This is a genomic window from Nocardia sp. NPDC004068 (assembly GCF_042874315.1).
In the GTDB taxonomy this organism is placed as follows: domain Bacteria; phylum Actinomycetota; class Actinomycetes; order Mycobacteriales; family Mycobacteriaceae; genus Nocardia.
In genome coordinates this window covers 39,825-55,863 of sequence record NZ_JBIAMW010000023.1, presented here as the reverse complement: position 1 = coordinate 55,863, position 16,039 = coordinate 39,825, and the positions used below count along the sequence as shown (strand labels likewise).

Here is a 16,039-nt window from a genome sequence, read left to right as displayed (position 1 = left end):
GGCGATTATCCGCCGTGCGCGGCTCCCTCGTGGGCGAGCGGCCGATCGTCCTCGGCGGGCACGCCCGGAACGGGTGGGCGGGCGATGATCAGCAGGTCGCCCACGCGGATGTGGTGGGCGTCCGAGCCGGGCCGAGGTTCCGTACGGCGGCCGGTGACGGCGGCGAAGACGTCGACCGCCGCGGGCAGGTCGGTGAGCGGGACCTCGAGGTGCGGGTCGATCCGGTGGCTTCGGGTCGAATCCGGTTGCGGGACCGGCGAATACGGTGTCTCCCCGGGAAGGGGCCGATGCTCGACGAGTTCGGCGAGGACGCCGCCGGGGTACAGCAGGCGGGCGCGGCGGCCGGGCAGGATCGGCTCGACGGGCTCGAGGATTCGCGCGCCGATGTCCGCGGCGATGGCGATCTGCCGGTCCAGGTCGGGAACGATCAGGGAGAAACGCGTCGCGCGCTGCATGGGGGTGAAGGGGCGCTCGCTCGCGATGAGCAGGACCCCGCCCACCGCGGCGAGTTCGAGGCCGCCGAAGTCGGGAATGGGCATCCGCAGATCGGCCCGGCAGCGTTGGAGCGCTTCGTAATCGGCGATCTGCCGGTCGAGCCGGTCCAGCGGCACCAGCACGCGGGACAGGATGCGGGGGTTGGGCAGGCGGGAGGAATCCGGCATCGTCCGGAACCAGCGGTCGGGGATCATGTGACGGTCCATTTCTCGGCTCGGACGCCCAGCTCGCGCAGGACGCGGTCGGCGGTGTCGGCCAGTGCGGCGGAATCGCCGAACCGGCAGGGGATTCCGGTGATCGATATCGACAGCGTGTCGCCGATGCGAATCACGCACAGCGACAGGCGCAGTCGCGCGCGGGCGGGGACGACTCCCGGAATGCTCATGGTGCGCACGAACACCCGTGTCGCGGGCGCTCCGTCGAGCGCGTGCGACACCGCCGGGCTCGCCGCCCCGAAATTCGAGGCGACCACGTCGGTGAACTGCGCCCCGGGCGTCTTCAGCGCGGTGGCGAGGCGACGCGGCAGGTGGTGCCAGAGCGCTTGCGGCACAAGGGTGATGTCCTCCGGTCCGGTGCGTTCGAGCCGCTCCTTGGCGAGCGCGCGCACGTCCCGCACGGTCGGACCGGCCGCCGGGACGCGCATCGGCACCACGACGAGCGCGTTGGCGGACAGATCGTCGGCGCCCGCGCGCAGGCTGACCGGTATCCCGATGTCCAACTCCCCCAGACCGTTTCGGCCGGACGCCGCGTGGTACAGCCGCTCGGCGAAGGTGAGGAACAGACTGTTGTCGGTACCACCCGCGGCCTCCGCCGTCGCCCGCCAGCGCGGAGCGGGAACGGTGCAGAATGCCGTCGAGAAGAACTGCGGCGCATCGGGTTCCGCGCGTCGCGCCCCGCCAGACCGGAGCGCCGCGGCCAGGTCGGCCCGCAGACCCGGCTTCCGGGCGAGCTCGCCCAGCCAGCGCGCGGTGTCGCGCAGACCCCCGGTCGTCTGCTCCGCGATGTCGGTCACGTCGTCCAACCAACGCGAGCGACCCTGTGGCGGAATCGATTTCGCCGCCGCGGCGGCCTCGACGGCGCGGAGCAGGCCGACGCCGTCGACCACCGCGTGCGGAACGGTGAGCGCGACGATCGACCCCTCCTCGGTGGGCCGACAGGCCAGCGCCCAGAGTCCGTCCGGGCCGAGCGGGACGCGCACCTGGCGATCGAGCCAGTCGAGTACCGGCGCCCCCGGCGCGACGTCGGTGTCCACGATCGGGGGCAGCGCGTTGGCGGCGGGTGCCCACCAGCGGCGGGCGCCCGGAATCAGCGGCGAACTCGGCCGACGGCTCAGGACACCGTCGTCGAGCCGCCGCCAGAACTCCTCCACCCGCGCCCGGTCGAGCCCGCGCGGCAGCGCCCAGACCAATTGGATCCGGCGCGACGCGCCCACCGAACTCGTTGCGGCGGCGAGCATTTCATCGGTGGCGTTGAGCCGGGTTCGGGCGGTCATACCTCCTCCTCGACGAGGACTCGCGGCTCGAACGCGAGCTCGGCGATCGCGGGGGCCGCCTTGAATCCGCCGCCGTTCCAGCCCGCGGCGATGGTGAGTCCGCGCGGATCCGGACAGTGCCGGACCCGCGGGTCGCCGGGGGCGGGGCGCGCGACATCGTAGGCGGTCACCCCGCCCGCCAGCGGCGCGTCGGCGGCGGCGGGCAGCAATTGCGCGATGGTCCGGCGAATCTCGTGGACGTCGGCGCCGGAGATGTCGTGCCGGATCTCGGCCGGTACCCCGAACACCTCCTGTCGTCGGCCGACGAGCACGAGATCGGGATCCCGGCAGGGCCGCACCCAGGTGCCGCCCACCCGATCGACGATGGTGGGCAGGCCGCGGGTGCGATCCCGGCCGATCCGCAGCAGGCAGTACCCGATCCGGCGGGTGCGCAACGGGAAGTCCACCCCGGCGGTGGCGGCCAGGCGGGTCGAGCCGATCCCGGCGGCGACCAGCACCCGGGGCGCCGCGATCACCCGGCCCGCGCTGGTCACCACGCCGCGGACGCGACCCCGATCGGTCACCAGGTGGTCGGCCCGATCGGTGACGAATTCCACGCCGCGGGAACGGAGTTCGGAGCGGATGGCGGCCAGCAGCACCGGCGCGTCGACCCAGCCCGCGCCCTCCTCGAACACGCCGATCACATTGGGCGGCACCGCGATCTGCGGCCACCGCCGCCGCATGGACCGCGCGGCGTAGGGCACGGTCCGGGTGCGGACGTGGGTGGGCAGCGGATCGTTCGAATATTGCAGGGTCAGCGCGCCCGTCGGCTGGTACGCCGAGCACGCCGTGGCGCACTCCCGCATCCGGTCGAAACCGGCCGACACCAGATCGCCGAGGCCACCGCCGAGATCGAAGCGCCGGATCAGTCCGCCGGAGGCGGCCGACACCGCGGTGGACGCCGAACCGGGATCGACGACCACCACGGCGCGGCCCCCGCGCACGGCCGCGACGGCCGTGCACAGTCCGACGATGCCGGCGCCCACGATCACCATGTCGGCGTTCATGACACGCTCAGCAGGCCGTTCCGAGCCGGGACGGGCTCCGGGCGCGCCCCGGTGCGGAGGCGGGCACGCAGGGATTCGGCGATGTCCTGCGCCCGCGCCGACAGCACCGCCAGCGCCCCCGCGTCACCCATGCCGTGACTCGCCTCGCACACTCCGTTGAGGTACACCGACAGCGAGTCGCCCGCGCTGGCGAACTCGAGCGAGTAGTCGCGGTGCACGACCGGGGTGCCGTCGGCCTCGCACGCGATGCGATTGCGCACCGACCGCAGCAGCGGATGGGACAGCTCGTCGTCGGCGCCGGTGCCGAAATCGCGGTATCCCGTGGCGAGGACGACGGCGTCCACGTCGAGCGAGGAGGTCTCTCCGTTGTTGACGTCGGCCAGCGTCAGTGCCAGCGCCCGCCCGTGCCCGACGACGGTCTGCACCTGCGAGAACGACGCCAGGGTGAAGCGATCCGAGCCGCGTTGCTCGTAATCGCGCTGCACCGTGGTCAATTGGTCGATCACGTCCTGATCGCAGGCGCCGTAGTTGACCGCCCGCAGCTGCTCGCGCAGCCGCTTCTTGGTCTCGAGCGGCAGCGGATGGAAGTAATCGATGAACTCCGGCAGGAAGACCCGGCGCGAGAACGGACTGGTGTCCTTGAGCCGGAACCCGATACCGCGCTGGATCGAGACCACCCGGCCGACATCGGGACGGGCCAGCAGATCGAGAATGATCTCGATCGCGCTCTGGCTGGAGCCGACCACCGCGACGGTGCGGAGGTCGGTCCGCTCCCGGGCCAGCCGCCGCATCGTCGACAGGTAGCGGCTGGCGTGGAAGATGCGCGGATCGTCGATCGCGAAGCAGGCCGGGATGTTCGGCGAGCGCCCGGTGCCCACCACGAGGTGCCGGGCCCGCCAGATCCGGTCGGCCGTAACGACTTCGAAGCATTCGCCGCCGGGTCCCGGCACCACCTCGACCCCGCGCACCTCCTGCCCGTAGGTCACGTGGTCGGCGAAGTGCGACGCCACCCACTCCAGGTATCCCGCGTATTCGTTGCGGAGCGCGAATTTCGTGTTGTAGTGCAGATATTCGGTGAGCGCCCCGCGACTGTGCAGGTACCGCACGAAGGTGTACTCGTGGCCCGGATCGCGCGGCATCACCAGATCGCGAAACGGGTTGTTCTGGATGTCGGCGCCGCTGAGCATCTGCTCGCTCTGCCACTCGAAACGCGGTGCGCGCTCGATGAAGTGGCAGTCCTCGAGCAGGCCCTTGTCCCGCGCGGCGATCGCGGTGGACAGATTGGCGGGGCCGAACCCGATGCCCAGCACCGGATGGATCGGAATGCGTTGCGTGATAGCCATGGTGCCGCCGATCAGACCGTCTCGTAGAGCGTGTTCGCCGGTTCGAGGGTGGTGATCTCCTGAACCTCGTTGGCGCCGTTGACATGGACGACCGCGGAGCGATGCTTGTCGATCTCCTCCTCGGTCAGCTGGGCGTAGGAGATGATGATGATCTTGTCGCCGGGCTGCACCAGGCGCGCGGCCGCGCCGTTGACGCAGATCTGCCCGGCGCCGGGCGCGCCCGCGATGGTGTAGGTCTCGAAGCGCTGACCGTTGTCGATGTCGACGATCTGGACGAGTTCGTGGACGCCGATACCCGCCGCCCGCATCAGGTCGGTCGAGATGGTGATCGAGCCGACGTAGTGCAGGTTGCTCTCGGTGACGGTGGCCCGGTGGATCTTCGAATTCATGAACGTGCGAAGCATGGTGTGTTCCTTGCGATTTCGAGATGGTCAGACGGCGACGGGGGCGGACACGGCGGGTCGCGACTCGAACAGCGACGCGACGGTGGCCGCGATGTCGGGGACGATCGGATCGGCCAGCGTCGCCAGGGCGTGCAGGAAGCGCACGGCCCCGGCCTGCTCCTCGATCCGGTTCATGTCGCGGGTGGTGTATCCGAGCAGGAGCACCTCGATGTGCAGCGCGAACGCCTCGGCGGCGGCCTTGGTGCTGAAGGTGTCCAGGTCGTAGGCCTCGTCGAAGCGGGCGGTCGAGGCCGCCAGCGCCGCGAGCCACCACTGCTCGGGATCCGGGTGATCGCGGGCGTCCAGGCGCGGCGGCACGGCCGCGAACGCCTCGGCCAGCCGGCGCAGCGGGGTGTCGAACCGCTCCGCCAGGGTGTCCAGCGCCGATTCCACGGTGAATTCGGCGTGCTGGAAGTCCGGCGCCTTCAGGGCGAGGACGAACCGGGCGCGGTCGCGGCCCACGTCGGCGAGGAACCGCCGCGCCCAGATGACATCGCCCTTGCTGGTGGAGAACTTGCGCCCGCCCAGCTGGAGGTAGTTGTTGGTGATCGTGCGCCGCGGCGGCGGATCGGCGATCCCGGCCCGGCGCGCCAGGGCGGCCAGCGCGGTGTAGACGAACGCGTTGTAGAAGCCGTTGTCGATGCCGATGAACTGGACCAGTTCGGCCATGCCCGGGGCCGGGTTCGTCAGCCCCAGCCAGTACAGATGCCCGACGAAGATCTCCGGCCACGCGTTGATCGTGCCCGCGACGCCGTCCCACTCGACGGGGATGCCCCACTCGATCGGGTAGGTCACCGGGATCGACGGCAGCGGCGCGGCCAGCGTCTTGTCGATAATGCGCGCCAATGACTGTCGACCCGCGCGGTGGTGGGTGCGCAGCTCCTCGGTGATCGCGTCCCGATGCCGCTCGAGGTCGAGCATCCAGATGCGCGCGGGCCGGTACTCCACGGCGCGCTCGGCGTTGTCGAGCAACTGGGCGGGCAGGTTGTACAGGCCGCACGCCTCGCACACCCCGGCCCGCGCGTGCGCCAGGCAGTGCGGGCAGCGTCCGGTCATGAACGCCTCGGTGAGATAGGCCCCGGCCGCGGTGTCGTAGGGCAGCTCGACCGTGCGCAGATCGAACGCCCCGGCGCGCCACAGGTCGGTGAAGAATCCGCGCACGAACTCGTCGTAGGCGGCGTCGGTCATCGTGTACCCGGTGACCGAGATGTCCGCCAGCGCAAGCGAAGCCGAGGTCTGCTCGAACGCGTGCGCGATGAGGGCCCGCGGATCGGTGTCGAGCCGCCGCGCGGTGGTGACGACGTAGGTCTGATTGTCGTCGGTGCTGCACGCGAACCGGACCTCGTGCCCGCGGCGGCGCAGCGCCCGCGCGCACACGTCGCTGCTGAGCACCGGGCCCGCGAAATGGCCGAGATGGAAGTCGCCGTTGGGGGTGGGCGGGGAGAACGTGGAGCCGTAGAGCGCGCCGGTCATGCCCGCACCTCCTCGGGCTGCAACCAGTAGATGCTGACGAAGTCCAGCGGCCGCTCGGTGCTGGTGTTGGTGACGATGTGGTCCTGACCGTGCGGAATGTAGATCACGTCGCCGGGCTTGATCGTCCGCTGCTCCCCGGCGACGGTCACCGTGCCCTCACCCGAGGTGAAGATGAAGGTCTCGTCGGTGGCGTGCTGGTGCTGCTTGCTGGACTCCTGCGGTCGGATCGAGACGAGCGAGCTGTTCCACGGCGGCACGACGACGTCGTGCCACGGGTACAACCTGCGCAGGTCGCAGTTGTTCTCCCGGGTGATCACATCGGACTCGGCAGTACGGTAAAACATCGAAACTGATTTCCTCTCTGTACTTTTCACTACTCGCTCGGTTGCCCGAGCCGCAGGATTCGATCGATGACGTGGGGTTCGAACGACTCGGCGGGGACGTTGTGCGGTCCCTTGAACGTCGCGAGCCGCGAACCGGCCAGCAGTTCGTCCTTCGGCCACGCCCGGGCGTAGGCGGCGCGGCGGCGCCGGCCGAACTCGCCGAACGTCAGGCCCATCGCCGTGCGGACCTTGCCCGACAGCAGCAGTCGGTGCATGCGCACCTCGCGCTCGGCGACGTAGTCGCGGAAGATGTCCTCGGTCCAGCGCGAATGTCCCAGCAGCGCATCGCGAACCAGGCGGGCGTCGCGCAGCGCGATCGAAAGGCCCTGTCCCACAACGGGATCGCTCCATCCGGCGGCATCGCCGATCAGGACGGCGCCGGGGCGGGTGATGGTGTCGCACCAGGAGTCGTTCATGGGGAAGAACGCGCAGGGTGTGTTCGGCAGGGCGGGCCGCGCGTTGCCGAAGATGGCGGCGCTGTCGGGAATGCACCGGAATCGGAAGGCGGACAGGAAGTCCGCGGCCGCCGTGGCGCCGGAGAAGCGGCCCTTCTGATGCGGTGAGTGCAGCAGATACAGGCGCGCGCGGCCGTTCGCGCGGGGGTAGACGAAGTAGAGCAGATCGTCCTCGGTCCCGATGCCGCTGGTGTCCTGACGCCAGCCCTCGATGCCGTCGGCGAGCAGGCCGCCGCCCAGCGAGTTCGCGGGCGTCTGGGTGAGCTCGATGCCCAGCTGTCTGCGCGTCGCCGAGACCCGGCCGTCCGCGCCGACGATGAGCCGCGCGGTGCGCAGGAGTTCGCGGCCGCGCGCCTTGAACCGGACCAGCGGCGCGGCGCCGGCGCTCGCCTCGGTGTCGGTCACCCCGCGGATGACCGCGGCGCCCGCGGACTCCGCGGCCGCGAGCAGCGCCGAACACGCCTCGGGATGGCCCACGTCGAGCACGCCGGGGATGCCCTCGAGCATGGATCCGACATCCAGCGCCACGGCGTCGGCGTGTTCCGGGGTCACGGTCTCGTCGTAGGCGACGAAGCGATCGGCGTAATTGCCGCCCGCTGCCTCGAGTATTTCGAGGACCTTCAATTCCTGGGCTTCGCGCACGCCCCAGCAGTTGATCACCTCACCGCGCACGCGGTCCTGATGGACCGTCTGGCGCTCGAGGATGGTGGTTTCTATTCCGAAAGAGGCCAGCGCATAGCCGAGAGCCGATCCCGCTATCCCGCCACCGATGATGATCACATCCGTATCGGTGACCGCCTCATAACATCTTTCATTCATCTGGAATTATCCTCCGGGCTTCATCCGCCTCTCGGTTTCTCACGCTACGACTGCGTTGAACCATTCACCACAACCAATACTGACATCAGTCGAACGAATCAGGCCATGGCCGGAGGGCATGAACGGCATTATTCGAATGCGCGGTCATGAATCGGTCACGGGCACGCCGGCGAATCGAATGCGACTAATGACCGATAAGCAGGAGGATTCGAATACAGAGTCTTGGGTAACCCCTTGCCAGCACGTCAGCGGTGCGCATTGGAGAATGGAGCGAACGCGCTGGTCGAATTCATTGTGGACGTCGGACCCGGCCTGAAAGTTCAGTTGTGGCACACATTCCTGGTGTGATATAGACTACAGCGGGCGGATGTCCGAGTTCCGCTAGGCTGAAGGCATCGAGCCTGTTCATCTCCGGGGGAATCCATGACCGAATTGACGGACGGCACTGCGATCACCCCAGACGAGAAGTCTCGACACAGCGTGGCGATCGCGCTCGCGCCGAAAATGTCGCTTTTGGAGGTCGCCTCCGCGTACGAGGTGTTCTCCGCGCCCGCGGCCCGTCGTCACTACACCGTGAAGACCTGCGGAACCCCCGCGGCGCACGTCGGCGCGTGGCTGCGCGCGGAGGTCGACGAGACCTACGACGGCCTGCTTTCCGCGGATACCGTGATCGTCCCCGCGTGCAGCGACGAGAATCGCTCCCAACCGGAAATACTCGTCGACGCGGTGCGCGCGGCGCACGAGTCCGGGGCCCGCGTGGTGTCCATTTGCACCGGCGCGTTCACCCTCGCCGCGGCGGGAATTCTCGACGGTTTGAGAGCGACCACGCATTGGCGACACACCGCCCGGCTGGCCGCGGACTACCCGCGCGTGACGGTCGATCCGGACGTGTTGTACGTCGACGAGAAGATGGTTCTGACCTCGGCGGGAAAAGCCGCCGGAATCGATCTGTGCCTGTATCTGGTCCGCAAGGACGTCGGCATCGGCGTGTCCAACGCGCTCGCGCGGTACCTCGTCATCCCGCCGCATCGCGAGGGCGGACAGGCCCAGTTCATCGCTCCCCTGGAGGACGACGAGGACGACGAGATCATCGTCCGGGTGCGCGACTGGCTGATGTCGTGTCTGGACATGCCGCTGACGATCGCCGACATGGCCGCGCACGCGCACATCAGTCCGCGGCAGCTGCACCGCCGCTTCGTCTCCACGACCGGGTCACCGCCGTTGCAGTGGCTGCACTCCCAGCGCGTCTTCGCCGCCCAGAACCTGTTGGAGACAACCGATTTGAGCATCGAGCAGATCGCCGCGCGGACCGGCATGGGCACCCCGGCGAATCTGCGCAGGCATTTCGTCAAACACGTGGGGGTCGCCCCGGACGCCTATCGGCGGACCTTCCGGGGTGCGACGACGAGCTGACCGGGATCAGAGGTCGGCGCCCAGCCGGGGGCGGATCGCGAAACCCGCGGCGAGCGCCCGGCGGGTCAGCAGCGGGGTCAGTACCCGCACGCGGGTCCCGGCCGCGGGGAGCGCGACCTCGCGGTAGCCGTGCTCGGCGTCCCAGGCGAAGGCCGTGCCCGCCCACAGCAGCACGTCTCGATCCCGGTGTCGCACAAAGGTTCCGGCGGGCAGGCCGTCGGCCTCGGCGTGCACCTCCGCGGACAGGCGCTGGCGGTGCAGCAGCGCGTCGAGCGTGCCGACGGTCCCCGCTACCCCGATCGTCGCGGCCTTGTACTCGCGCAGGCGGTGGTGCTGACACTCCCCGCAGGGACGATGCCCGGCCGCGAGGGCCACCGCCTCGTCGAAGAAGAACAGCTCGGTGTAGCGGCGGCCGGGTTGGCGGAAGACGCGCTCGCGGCCGTTGAACGCGAGATGGCAATAGATCCAGTGCGTGCTCGCCCACGGTCGGCGCGCAGGGGACTCGGGTATCGGGCCGCCGCGGTTGCCCATCCAGGCGCCGCGAAACCCGGCGGCGATGATCTCGCCGCCGGGCAGCACACGGTTTCGGTGCGGCAACGGTCAGACCCGCTCCCTCGTCTGCCGGACCTCCGCCGCCATCGGCGGCACGGCCGCCACCCCGGCGGGCGCGGGGACCACCTTCGGGTCGAGCACCCGCTGCGCGCGGATCAACCACACGAAGAACAGCGCCGCCACCGCGGCCGTGTACAGCAGCAGGCGCACCGGACTGCCCAGGGGAGCCAGCAGCGCGAGCACGAACGACGCGGCGAAACCGACGTAGGTCAGCGCCTGATACACCGCGGTCAACCCGCCCAGGCGCGCCGGGTCGGCGATGCTCTGCACCTCGAGCAGCCCACACACCTGTAGGCATCCGTACGCCACACCGAGTACCAGGCTGCTGACCAGCGCCGTGACCGGACTGGTGAAGCGCACCGCGGCGGCCGCGAGCAGCAGACCCACCACGGTCAGCGAGAATCCGGTCAGGATCAGGTACTGCCGCCCGTGCGCGGCGATCGTCTTGGCCGGTTTCTGCACCAGGATGCCCGCGCCCGCGTTGCAGGTGGTCACCACCGCGGCGAACAGCAGCGCCCAGTTCCGCGTGCTGTCGTGGATGAGCGAGGGGACGTAGGCGAGGATCAGCGCGACCGGGATGAACACCCACGGCGCCAGGGGCACGACGATCATCAGGAACCGCCGATCCCGGACCTCCCGAATCCGCAGTGCCGCAAGGATTCCCGCGTCGGGATTCCTGGTCAGCGTCTCCGGGGTCCGCGCCACGAGAACCAGCGCGGTGCCCGCGAGCAGCAGATGCGGCAGGTAGGGGACGAAGGTCTGGTACGGCGCCCACTGGGCGAGCACGCCCGCGATCAACGGCCCCAACGCGAATCCGATGCCCATCGCCACCGTGAGCCGGCGGGCGCCCTGGGTCACGTCGTGGGATTCGCGGTTGGACAGCTCCTTCAGCCACGCCGCGCCGCTGCTGAACGCCGCGCCGCTGGCCACACCGGTGATCAGGCGGCCCGCGATGAGCCAGCCGATGCCCCACGGACCGGCGATGAGCAGCACCGACGCGAGCAGGGCGGCGAGCATGGTCGGGATCATGACCGCCTTGCGGCCGAAGCGATCCGAGAACGGTCCGCCCAGCAGCAGACCCGGGAGCAGACCGGCGGAATACGCCGCGAAGGTCAGCTGGGTCATGGTGGCGGTCAGGTGCAGCCGGTCGTGGTAGACCAGCAGCAGCGGCGTGAATTGCTGTGCGCCCCAACCCGCGGCCGCCACCGCCGCGGCCGGTTTGATCCACTGGCGAGGGACCCGGGAGGCGCTGATGTCTGACGTCTGCATGAACATCGCTCCTTGCGTCGAGAATTGACGATTTTCGATGTCTTCTCCAGCCTCTCCGGGGCCCTCCGCCCGGACAAGTGGCTGAACTGACGTGATGCGAACGGATCCGGCCGTCTTCATCGGTCCGCCACCAGGAGGCTCTGGGTGACGAGGGCGCACGGTCCCGCGGTGTCGTACAGGGTTCCGACGGCATAGGCGGTCCCCGACGGCTCCGCGCGCGTGCGCGAACGCAGCCCGATCCACTCGCCGCGCGGCCAGCGGGCGAAGGTGACGGTGAGATCGACATTGACCACGAACAGCTCGTGCCGATCCAGTTCGAACGCCGCCGCCCAGTTGCTGTCGGCGACGACCAGCGCGCGTGTGACCGGTTCGTCGGGCACGCCCGCGAGCAACGGCACCCGCTGCCGGGCCCAGACGCAGTCCGGACCCAGCGAGTCGAACGAGGATCCGGCCGCGGGGAACCGCCACTCCATCGCCGACACGTAGCCGTCGACGTGGGCCTTGCTCATGCCGCGGAACTCCTGCGGTCCGGGCAGCGGCGGCATGGGTTGCTCGTGATCGATGCGCGGGCTGTCCGCCGGACTCTCGCGAATCGCCCACGCCCGCATGTGCATTCGGTCCTTGCCGCCGCTGGACAGCGTGCCCTCGAGGATCGCCGTGCGCGACCCCGCCTTGACCACGCGGGTGGACAGCCGCACGGGAGCGACCGGAACGGGTCCGGCCAGTTCGACCGTGACCCGCGCCAACCGCAGGCCGTGCTCCCCGGCCACCCGGTCCAGCGCCCTCGTCAGCAGCGCCGACGGCGGTCCCCCGTGCTGCGCCTGCGCGCTCCACGGGCCCGCGGTCGCCGGGGTGCTGTCGAAGGTGTCGTCGTCCCCCGCGACGGGGATGAAGAACGAGCCGGGCAGCTCGTCGATCATCGGCTCGGCCATTCGACCCAGAGCTCCTTCGGACCGCGGAAGGAGATGTTGCGCGGGAAGGTGAACTTCTGCGGGAGCAGGGTCATCCCGGGGGCGCGCCTGGTCAGCTCCTCGAGGATGACCCGGCCCTCGACCCGGGCCAGCGCCGCGCCCAGGCAGAAGTGGATGCCCTTGCCGAACGCCAGATGGGTCTTGGCGTCGGCCCGGCGGATATCGATGTCGTCGGGATTCTCGAAATGCGAGGGATCGTGATTCGCCGCGCCGAGCAACAACAGCACCGTCGCTCCCTCGGGAATATCGACACCGGCGACGGTGACCTCTCGCGTGGTCCGCCGCCGCCAGGCGATGACCGCGCTGTCGTAGCGCAACATCTCCTCCACCGCGCCGCCGATGAGCGACGGGTCGGCGCAGATCTCCTCCCACAGCGACCGGCGCGTCAGTAATCGGCGCAGCGCGCTGCCCGCGAGGCTGGTGGTCGTTTCGTGGCCCGCGAAACTGAGGCCGAACGTCACATTCGCGATCTCGTATTCGGAGATACTTTCGGGATCGTCCCGGTGCGCTGCCAGCAGATAGCTGGTGAAGTCGTCGGCGGGATTCTTCTTCCGGTATTCGACGAACCGCTGGCAGTATTCCCAGTAGTTCACCATATTGTTCGCGACCTTCGCCTGCTCCGCCTCGGACGGGGCGCCCCAGCTGAATTCGATCCGGTTGCCACACCATTCCTTGATCTGATCGGCGTCCTCTTCGGGAAAGCCGATGAGGGTGGAGACGACGAAGGCGGGCAGCGGATAGGACAGCGCGGCGACCATGTCGACCGGGCCGGGTTCGATCTTGTCGATGAGTTCGACGGTCTTCTCCCGCACCTTCGGTTCCAGGGCGGCGATCCGCCGCGCCGAGAAGCCCTTCATGTTCAGCGCCCGGATCCGGGAGTGCATCGGCGGATCGCAGTCCGACATGACCGCCGTGGTGGTGAACTTCTCCACCAGGATCTTCTTGGTCTCGGGGGCGAGATCGAAGACCGGCTGCTGCTGAATCGTGGCCGAGAAGACCGACGGGTTCTTGAAGACCGCCTCGATATCGTCGTACCGGGTCAGGACGTACATGTCCAGGCGCGGCGAATAGAAGATCGGGCCGCGCTCACGCACCGCGTTCTGATACGCGTACGGGTCGTCGAGGTAGTCCTCGGAAAGGGGATCGAAGTCCGCATCGATAGGACAGGTACGGACGTCGGGCATGATAATCATCAGTACAAAACCTTGTCGAAATCGTCATTCGGATACACAACCAGCGTGCGCCCGGGGCATACATAAGTCAATTGCAATTAATCGGACGACCACATAAAATAAATTCATGTCCCTCAGCTTGCGGAAGCTGCAGTACTTCACTCTCGCCGCCGAGAGCGGGCAGATGACCGCGGCGGCCGCGGCGCTGCACGTCTCCCAGTCCTCGATCTCCATCGGCATCTCCGAACTGGAACGCGATGTCGGCAGCCAGCTGCTGGTCCGGCACAAGTCCAAGGGCCTGACGCTGACCGCGGCCGGTCGCGAACTGCTCCCGCACGCGCGGGCGCTGCTGGCCCGCGCGGACGAATTGGTCGTCGCCGCACGGCATTTCGGCGAATCTATCGGGGGCGACTTCACCGTCGGCTGTTTCACCACGATCGCCCCCTTCGTGCTGCCCGAACTGGTCACCCAGCTGGCCACCACGACGCCCCCGATCCACCTGCACTTCCGCGAGGGCTCCCAGGACGAGCTACAGGAGGATCTGCTGACGGGCCGATTCGAACTGGCGATCCTGTACGAGACCGGCATCTTCCCCGGCGTCCGGTGCACCCAGCTGTACGCGACCCGCCCGCACGTCATCGTCCCTGGCGATCATCCCCTGGCACAGCAACATTCGATCGCCCTCGCCGACCTCGCCGACGAGACGATGATCGCCCTCGACGTCGACCCGAGCCTGGCCTACTTCACCGGCCTGCTGCGAGCGGCCGGTGTCGAACCCCGAATCCGCCACGTCACAAGGGAATTCGAGATGGTCCGCTCCCTGGTAGGCCGCGGCCTGGGCTACTCCCTACTGATCCAGAAGCCCCAGGTCGACTACTCCTACGAGGGCAGACCAGTCGCCGCGATGCCGATCTCCGACCCCGTCGACCCCCTCCCCGTCGTTCTGGCGCGCGCCGAGGAGGTTCAGCTCACGCGGCGGGCGCAGGCTGTGGCGTCGTATTGCGAGGAGGTGCTGTCGCGGACGCATCGGCTGGGGGTGGGGTTGGAGATGCCGCGGGAGTCGGATTCGAAGTGACGAATGGTGTGGGTCGCCGAAATCGTTGTGTGACAGTGTTTTTCGTGCCTCATCGCGAAACCCGTTGAGCTGTCGGCATTTACACGCGGGGCGTGGTTGCGCTCAGGCCGGGTGTGCGGCTGTCGTAGCGGCGTTGCGCGGCGCGGACGATGTCCATGTTCTCCTCCGCCCAGGTTTTCACCGCGGCGACCACGGGGAGCAGGCTGCGGCCGAGCGGGGTCAGTGAGTAGTCGACGCGTACGGGCACCTCGGGAGTGACCGCGCGGTCGACCAACCCGCCCCGTTCCAGCGAACGCAGGGTCTGCGTCAGCATCTTCTGACTCACCCCCGCGATGCGGACGCGCAGCTCGCCGTGCCGCTTCGGACCGTCGGCAAGGGCCGTGAGGACGAGGGTCACCCATTTATCGCTGATCGTCGCCAGCAGTTCGCGCGTCGGGCAGGCGGCGACGAACGCGTCGTACTCCACCTTCGCCCGCTGCCTCCGCTCCGCCGCGGTTCGCGTTGTCACTCCTCGCCTCCACCCTCCGGACCAGCGCGTACACCCCTCGGTGCGCTAGGCACTTTCCGGTTCCTACTTACCGACAGAGACCGGCCGCTCCTATCTTGACCGTGCGCGTCACCGAATACAAGGAGGAACGATGCGATCGATCGTCAATGCCCCCGGTACACCGAATCTCGTGGAATTCCAGGATGTTCCGGATCCGACCCCAGCCCGGAATCACGCCGTCGTAGCCGTCCGAGCGTTCTCGATCAACCGCGGCGAACTGGCCCTGCTGAAGGCTCGCCCGGCCGGTTGGCGCCCGGGCCAGGACATCGCCGGAGTGGTGGTCGAGGCCGCCGCCGACGGCAGCGGGCCCCCGGCCGGAACCCCGGTCGTCGGAGCGGCGGAGGAGGGTGGGTGGGCCGAGACGGTGACGGTTCGCACCGATCAGCTCGCGGCCGTGCCCGACGAGGTGAGCCTGGACATCGCGGCGACGCTGCCCATAGCGGGAATCACCGCACTGCGGACTCTGCGGCTCGCCGGGGATCTCCTGGGTCGAAGGGTGCTTGTGACCGCCGCGAGCGGGGCGGTGGGGCGTTTCCAGGTCGAACTCGCCGCCGCCCGGGGTGCCGAGGTAACCGCCGTCGCTGCACCGGAATACGCCGCGGAACTGACCGATCGGGGCGCGACGACCGTCGTCTCCTCGATCGAGGACGCCCACGGCCGGTTCCATGTGATCAGCGAATCCGTGGGCGGCAAGTCCCTGTCCACGGCGATCTCGAAGGTCGAGCCCGGCGGCCTGGTCCTCCTCATCGGCACTACCTCCGGTGAGCCGGGTGCGGTCAGCATCTACGACTTCATCGGTCACGAGGGTGCACGGATCCAATCGTTCCTCTCGTACGCCAGTGGGCCTTTCGGGGCGGACCTCGGGCTGCTCGTATCGCTTGTCGCGAAGGGGATTTTGCATCCCAGGATCGGCTATGCGGGAGACTGGGAAGATCTGCCCAACGCGTTGCGCGCTCTGGCGGAGCGGCGGGTGAAAGGTAAAGCGGTGCTGAGCATCTCGTGAGTGCCAGACCAGTTTTCGTTTGCGACGC

16 protein-coding genes are annotated in these 16,039 nt (G+C 68.9%); 3 read left to right on the top strand and 13 right to left on the bottom strand.

The annotated features are described in order from the left end of the window. Positions 1-5: 5 nt before the first annotated feature. Genes ACFYTQ_RS35790 through ACFYTQ_RS35755 form a run of 8 tightly spaced genes read right to left on the bottom strand, consistent with a single transcriptional unit; the run spans position 6 to position 7,949 of the window. Positions 6-689 (bottom strand): VOC family protein, encoded by a 684-nt coding sequence (locus ACFYTQ_RS35790; RefSeq protein ID WP_387370527.1) that lies wholly within the window; start codon positions 687-689, stop codon positions 6-8. After that, on the bottom strand, positions 686-1,987 hold the full coding sequence (locus ACFYTQ_RS35785) for a hypothetical protein (RefSeq protein ID WP_387370526.1): 1,302 nt from the start codon (positions 1,985-1,987) through the stop codon (positions 686-688). The genes ACFYTQ_RS35790 and ACFYTQ_RS35785 overlap by 4 nt, the downstream gene beginning before the upstream one ends. Next, the gene (locus ACFYTQ_RS35780; protein WP_387370524.1) at positions 1,984-3,033 is read right to left on the bottom strand and encodes an NAD(P)/FAD-dependent oxidoreductase; all 1,050 of its coding nucleotides are present in this window, start codon (positions 3,031-3,033) and stop codon (positions 1,984-1,986) included. The genes ACFYTQ_RS35785 and ACFYTQ_RS35780 overlap by 4 nt, the downstream gene beginning before the upstream one ends. Further along, on the bottom strand, positions 3,030-4,376 hold the full coding sequence (locus tag ACFYTQ_RS35775; RefSeq protein ID WP_387370522.1) for a SidA/IucD/PvdA family monooxygenase: 1,347 nt from the start codon (positions 4,374-4,376) through the stop codon (positions 3,030-3,032). Before ACFYTQ_RS35775 ends, ACFYTQ_RS35780 begins: the two co-directional genes overlap by 4 nt. A gap of 11 nt (positions 4,377-4,387) precedes the next feature. Continuing rightward, positions 4,388-4,780, bottom strand: a complete 393-nt coding sequence (gene panD / locus ACFYTQ_RS35770; protein ID WP_387370520.1) for an aspartate 1-decarboxylase — start codon at positions 4,778-4,780, stop codon at positions 4,388-4,390. A gap of 27 nt (positions 4,781-4,807) precedes the next feature. Beyond that, complete coding sequence (locus tag ACFYTQ_RS35765; RefSeq protein ID WP_387370518.1) at positions 4,808-6,292, bottom strand: class I tRNA ligase family protein; 1,485 nt, start codon at positions 6,290-6,292, stop codon at positions 4,808-4,810. Next, positions 6,289-6,636 carry a cupin domain-containing protein gene (locus tag ACFYTQ_RS35760; RefSeq protein ID WP_387370516.1) on the bottom strand — a complete coding sequence of 116 codons (348 nt, stop codon included), beginning with the start codon at positions 6,634-6,636 and terminating at the stop codon, positions 6,289-6,291. The genes ACFYTQ_RS35765 and ACFYTQ_RS35760 overlap by 4 nt, the downstream gene beginning before the upstream one ends. A 29-nt stretch (positions 6,637-6,665) precedes the next feature. Next, positions 6,666-7,949: an FAD-dependent oxidoreductase gene (locus tag ACFYTQ_RS35755; protein WP_387370514.1), complete on the bottom strand. Its 1,284-nt coding sequence runs from the start codon at positions 7,947-7,949 to the stop codon at positions 6,666-6,668. A 423-nt stretch (positions 7,950-8,372) separates the two neighbouring features. On the opposite strand from ACFYTQ_RS35755, the gene ACFYTQ_RS35750 reads away from it, so the two are divergent. Next, a complete protein-coding gene (locus ACFYTQ_RS35750) occupies positions 8,373-9,362 on the top strand; it encodes a GlxA family transcriptional regulator (RefSeq protein WP_387370512.1) in 990 nt (329 codons plus the stop codon). Positions 9,363-9,368: 6 nt separating this feature from the next. On the opposite strand, the gene ACFYTQ_RS35745 is transcribed toward ACFYTQ_RS35750, so the two are convergent. The 4 genes from ACFYTQ_RS35745 to ACFYTQ_RS35730 all read right to left on the bottom strand — a co-directional run bounded on the left by ACFYTQ_RS35745 (position 9,369) and on the right by ACFYTQ_RS35730 (position 13,407). Next, positions 9,369-9,959 carry a hypothetical protein gene (locus ACFYTQ_RS35745; protein WP_387370510.1) on the bottom strand — a complete coding sequence of 197 codons (591 nt, stop codon included), beginning with the start codon at positions 9,957-9,959 and terminating at the stop codon, positions 9,369-9,371. Between the two features lie 3 nt (positions 9,960-9,962). After that, positions 9,963-11,243, bottom strand: a complete 1,281-nt coding sequence (locus tag ACFYTQ_RS35740; RefSeq protein ID WP_387370508.1) for an MFS transporter — start codon at positions 11,241-11,243, stop codon at positions 9,963-9,965. A gap of 116 nt (positions 11,244-11,359) precedes the next feature. After that, the gene (locus tag ACFYTQ_RS35735) at positions 11,360-12,175 is read right to left on the bottom strand and encodes a thioesterase family protein (RefSeq protein WP_387370506.1); all 816 of its coding nucleotides are present in this window, start codon (positions 12,173-12,175) and stop codon (positions 11,360-11,362) included. Further along, on the bottom strand, positions 12,160-13,407 hold the full coding sequence (locus ACFYTQ_RS35730; RefSeq protein ID WP_387370504.1) for a cytochrome P450: 1,248 nt from the start codon (positions 13,405-13,407) through the stop codon (positions 12,160-12,162). Before ACFYTQ_RS35730 ends, ACFYTQ_RS35735 begins: the two co-directional genes overlap by 16 nt. A gap of 106 nt (positions 13,408-13,513) precedes the next feature. Here ACFYTQ_RS35730 and ACFYTQ_RS35725 point away from each other — a divergent pair, with 106 nt between their 5' ends. Next, the gene (locus tag ACFYTQ_RS35725; protein ID WP_387370502.1) at positions 13,514-14,461 is read left to right on the top strand and encodes a LysR family transcriptional regulator; all 948 of its coding nucleotides are present in this window, start codon (positions 13,514-13,516) and stop codon (positions 14,459-14,461) included. A 79-nt stretch (positions 14,462-14,540) separates the two neighbouring features. Here ACFYTQ_RS35725 and ACFYTQ_RS35720 read toward each other — a convergent pair whose 3' ends face one another. Then, positions 14,541-14,969 carry a winged helix-turn-helix transcriptional regulator gene (locus ACFYTQ_RS35720; protein ID WP_387370500.1) on the bottom strand — a complete coding sequence of 143 codons (429 nt, stop codon included), beginning with the start codon at positions 14,967-14,969 and terminating at the stop codon, positions 14,541-14,543. Between the two features lie 130 nt (positions 14,970-15,099). Between ACFYTQ_RS35720 and ACFYTQ_RS35715 the strand changes: the two genes are divergently transcribed. Next, positions 15,100-16,011, top strand: a complete 912-nt coding sequence (locus ACFYTQ_RS35715) for a zinc-binding dehydrogenase (RefSeq protein WP_387370498.1) — start codon at positions 15,100-15,102, stop codon at positions 16,009-16,011. The last annotated feature ends 28 nt before the right edge of the window (positions 16,012-16,039 follow it).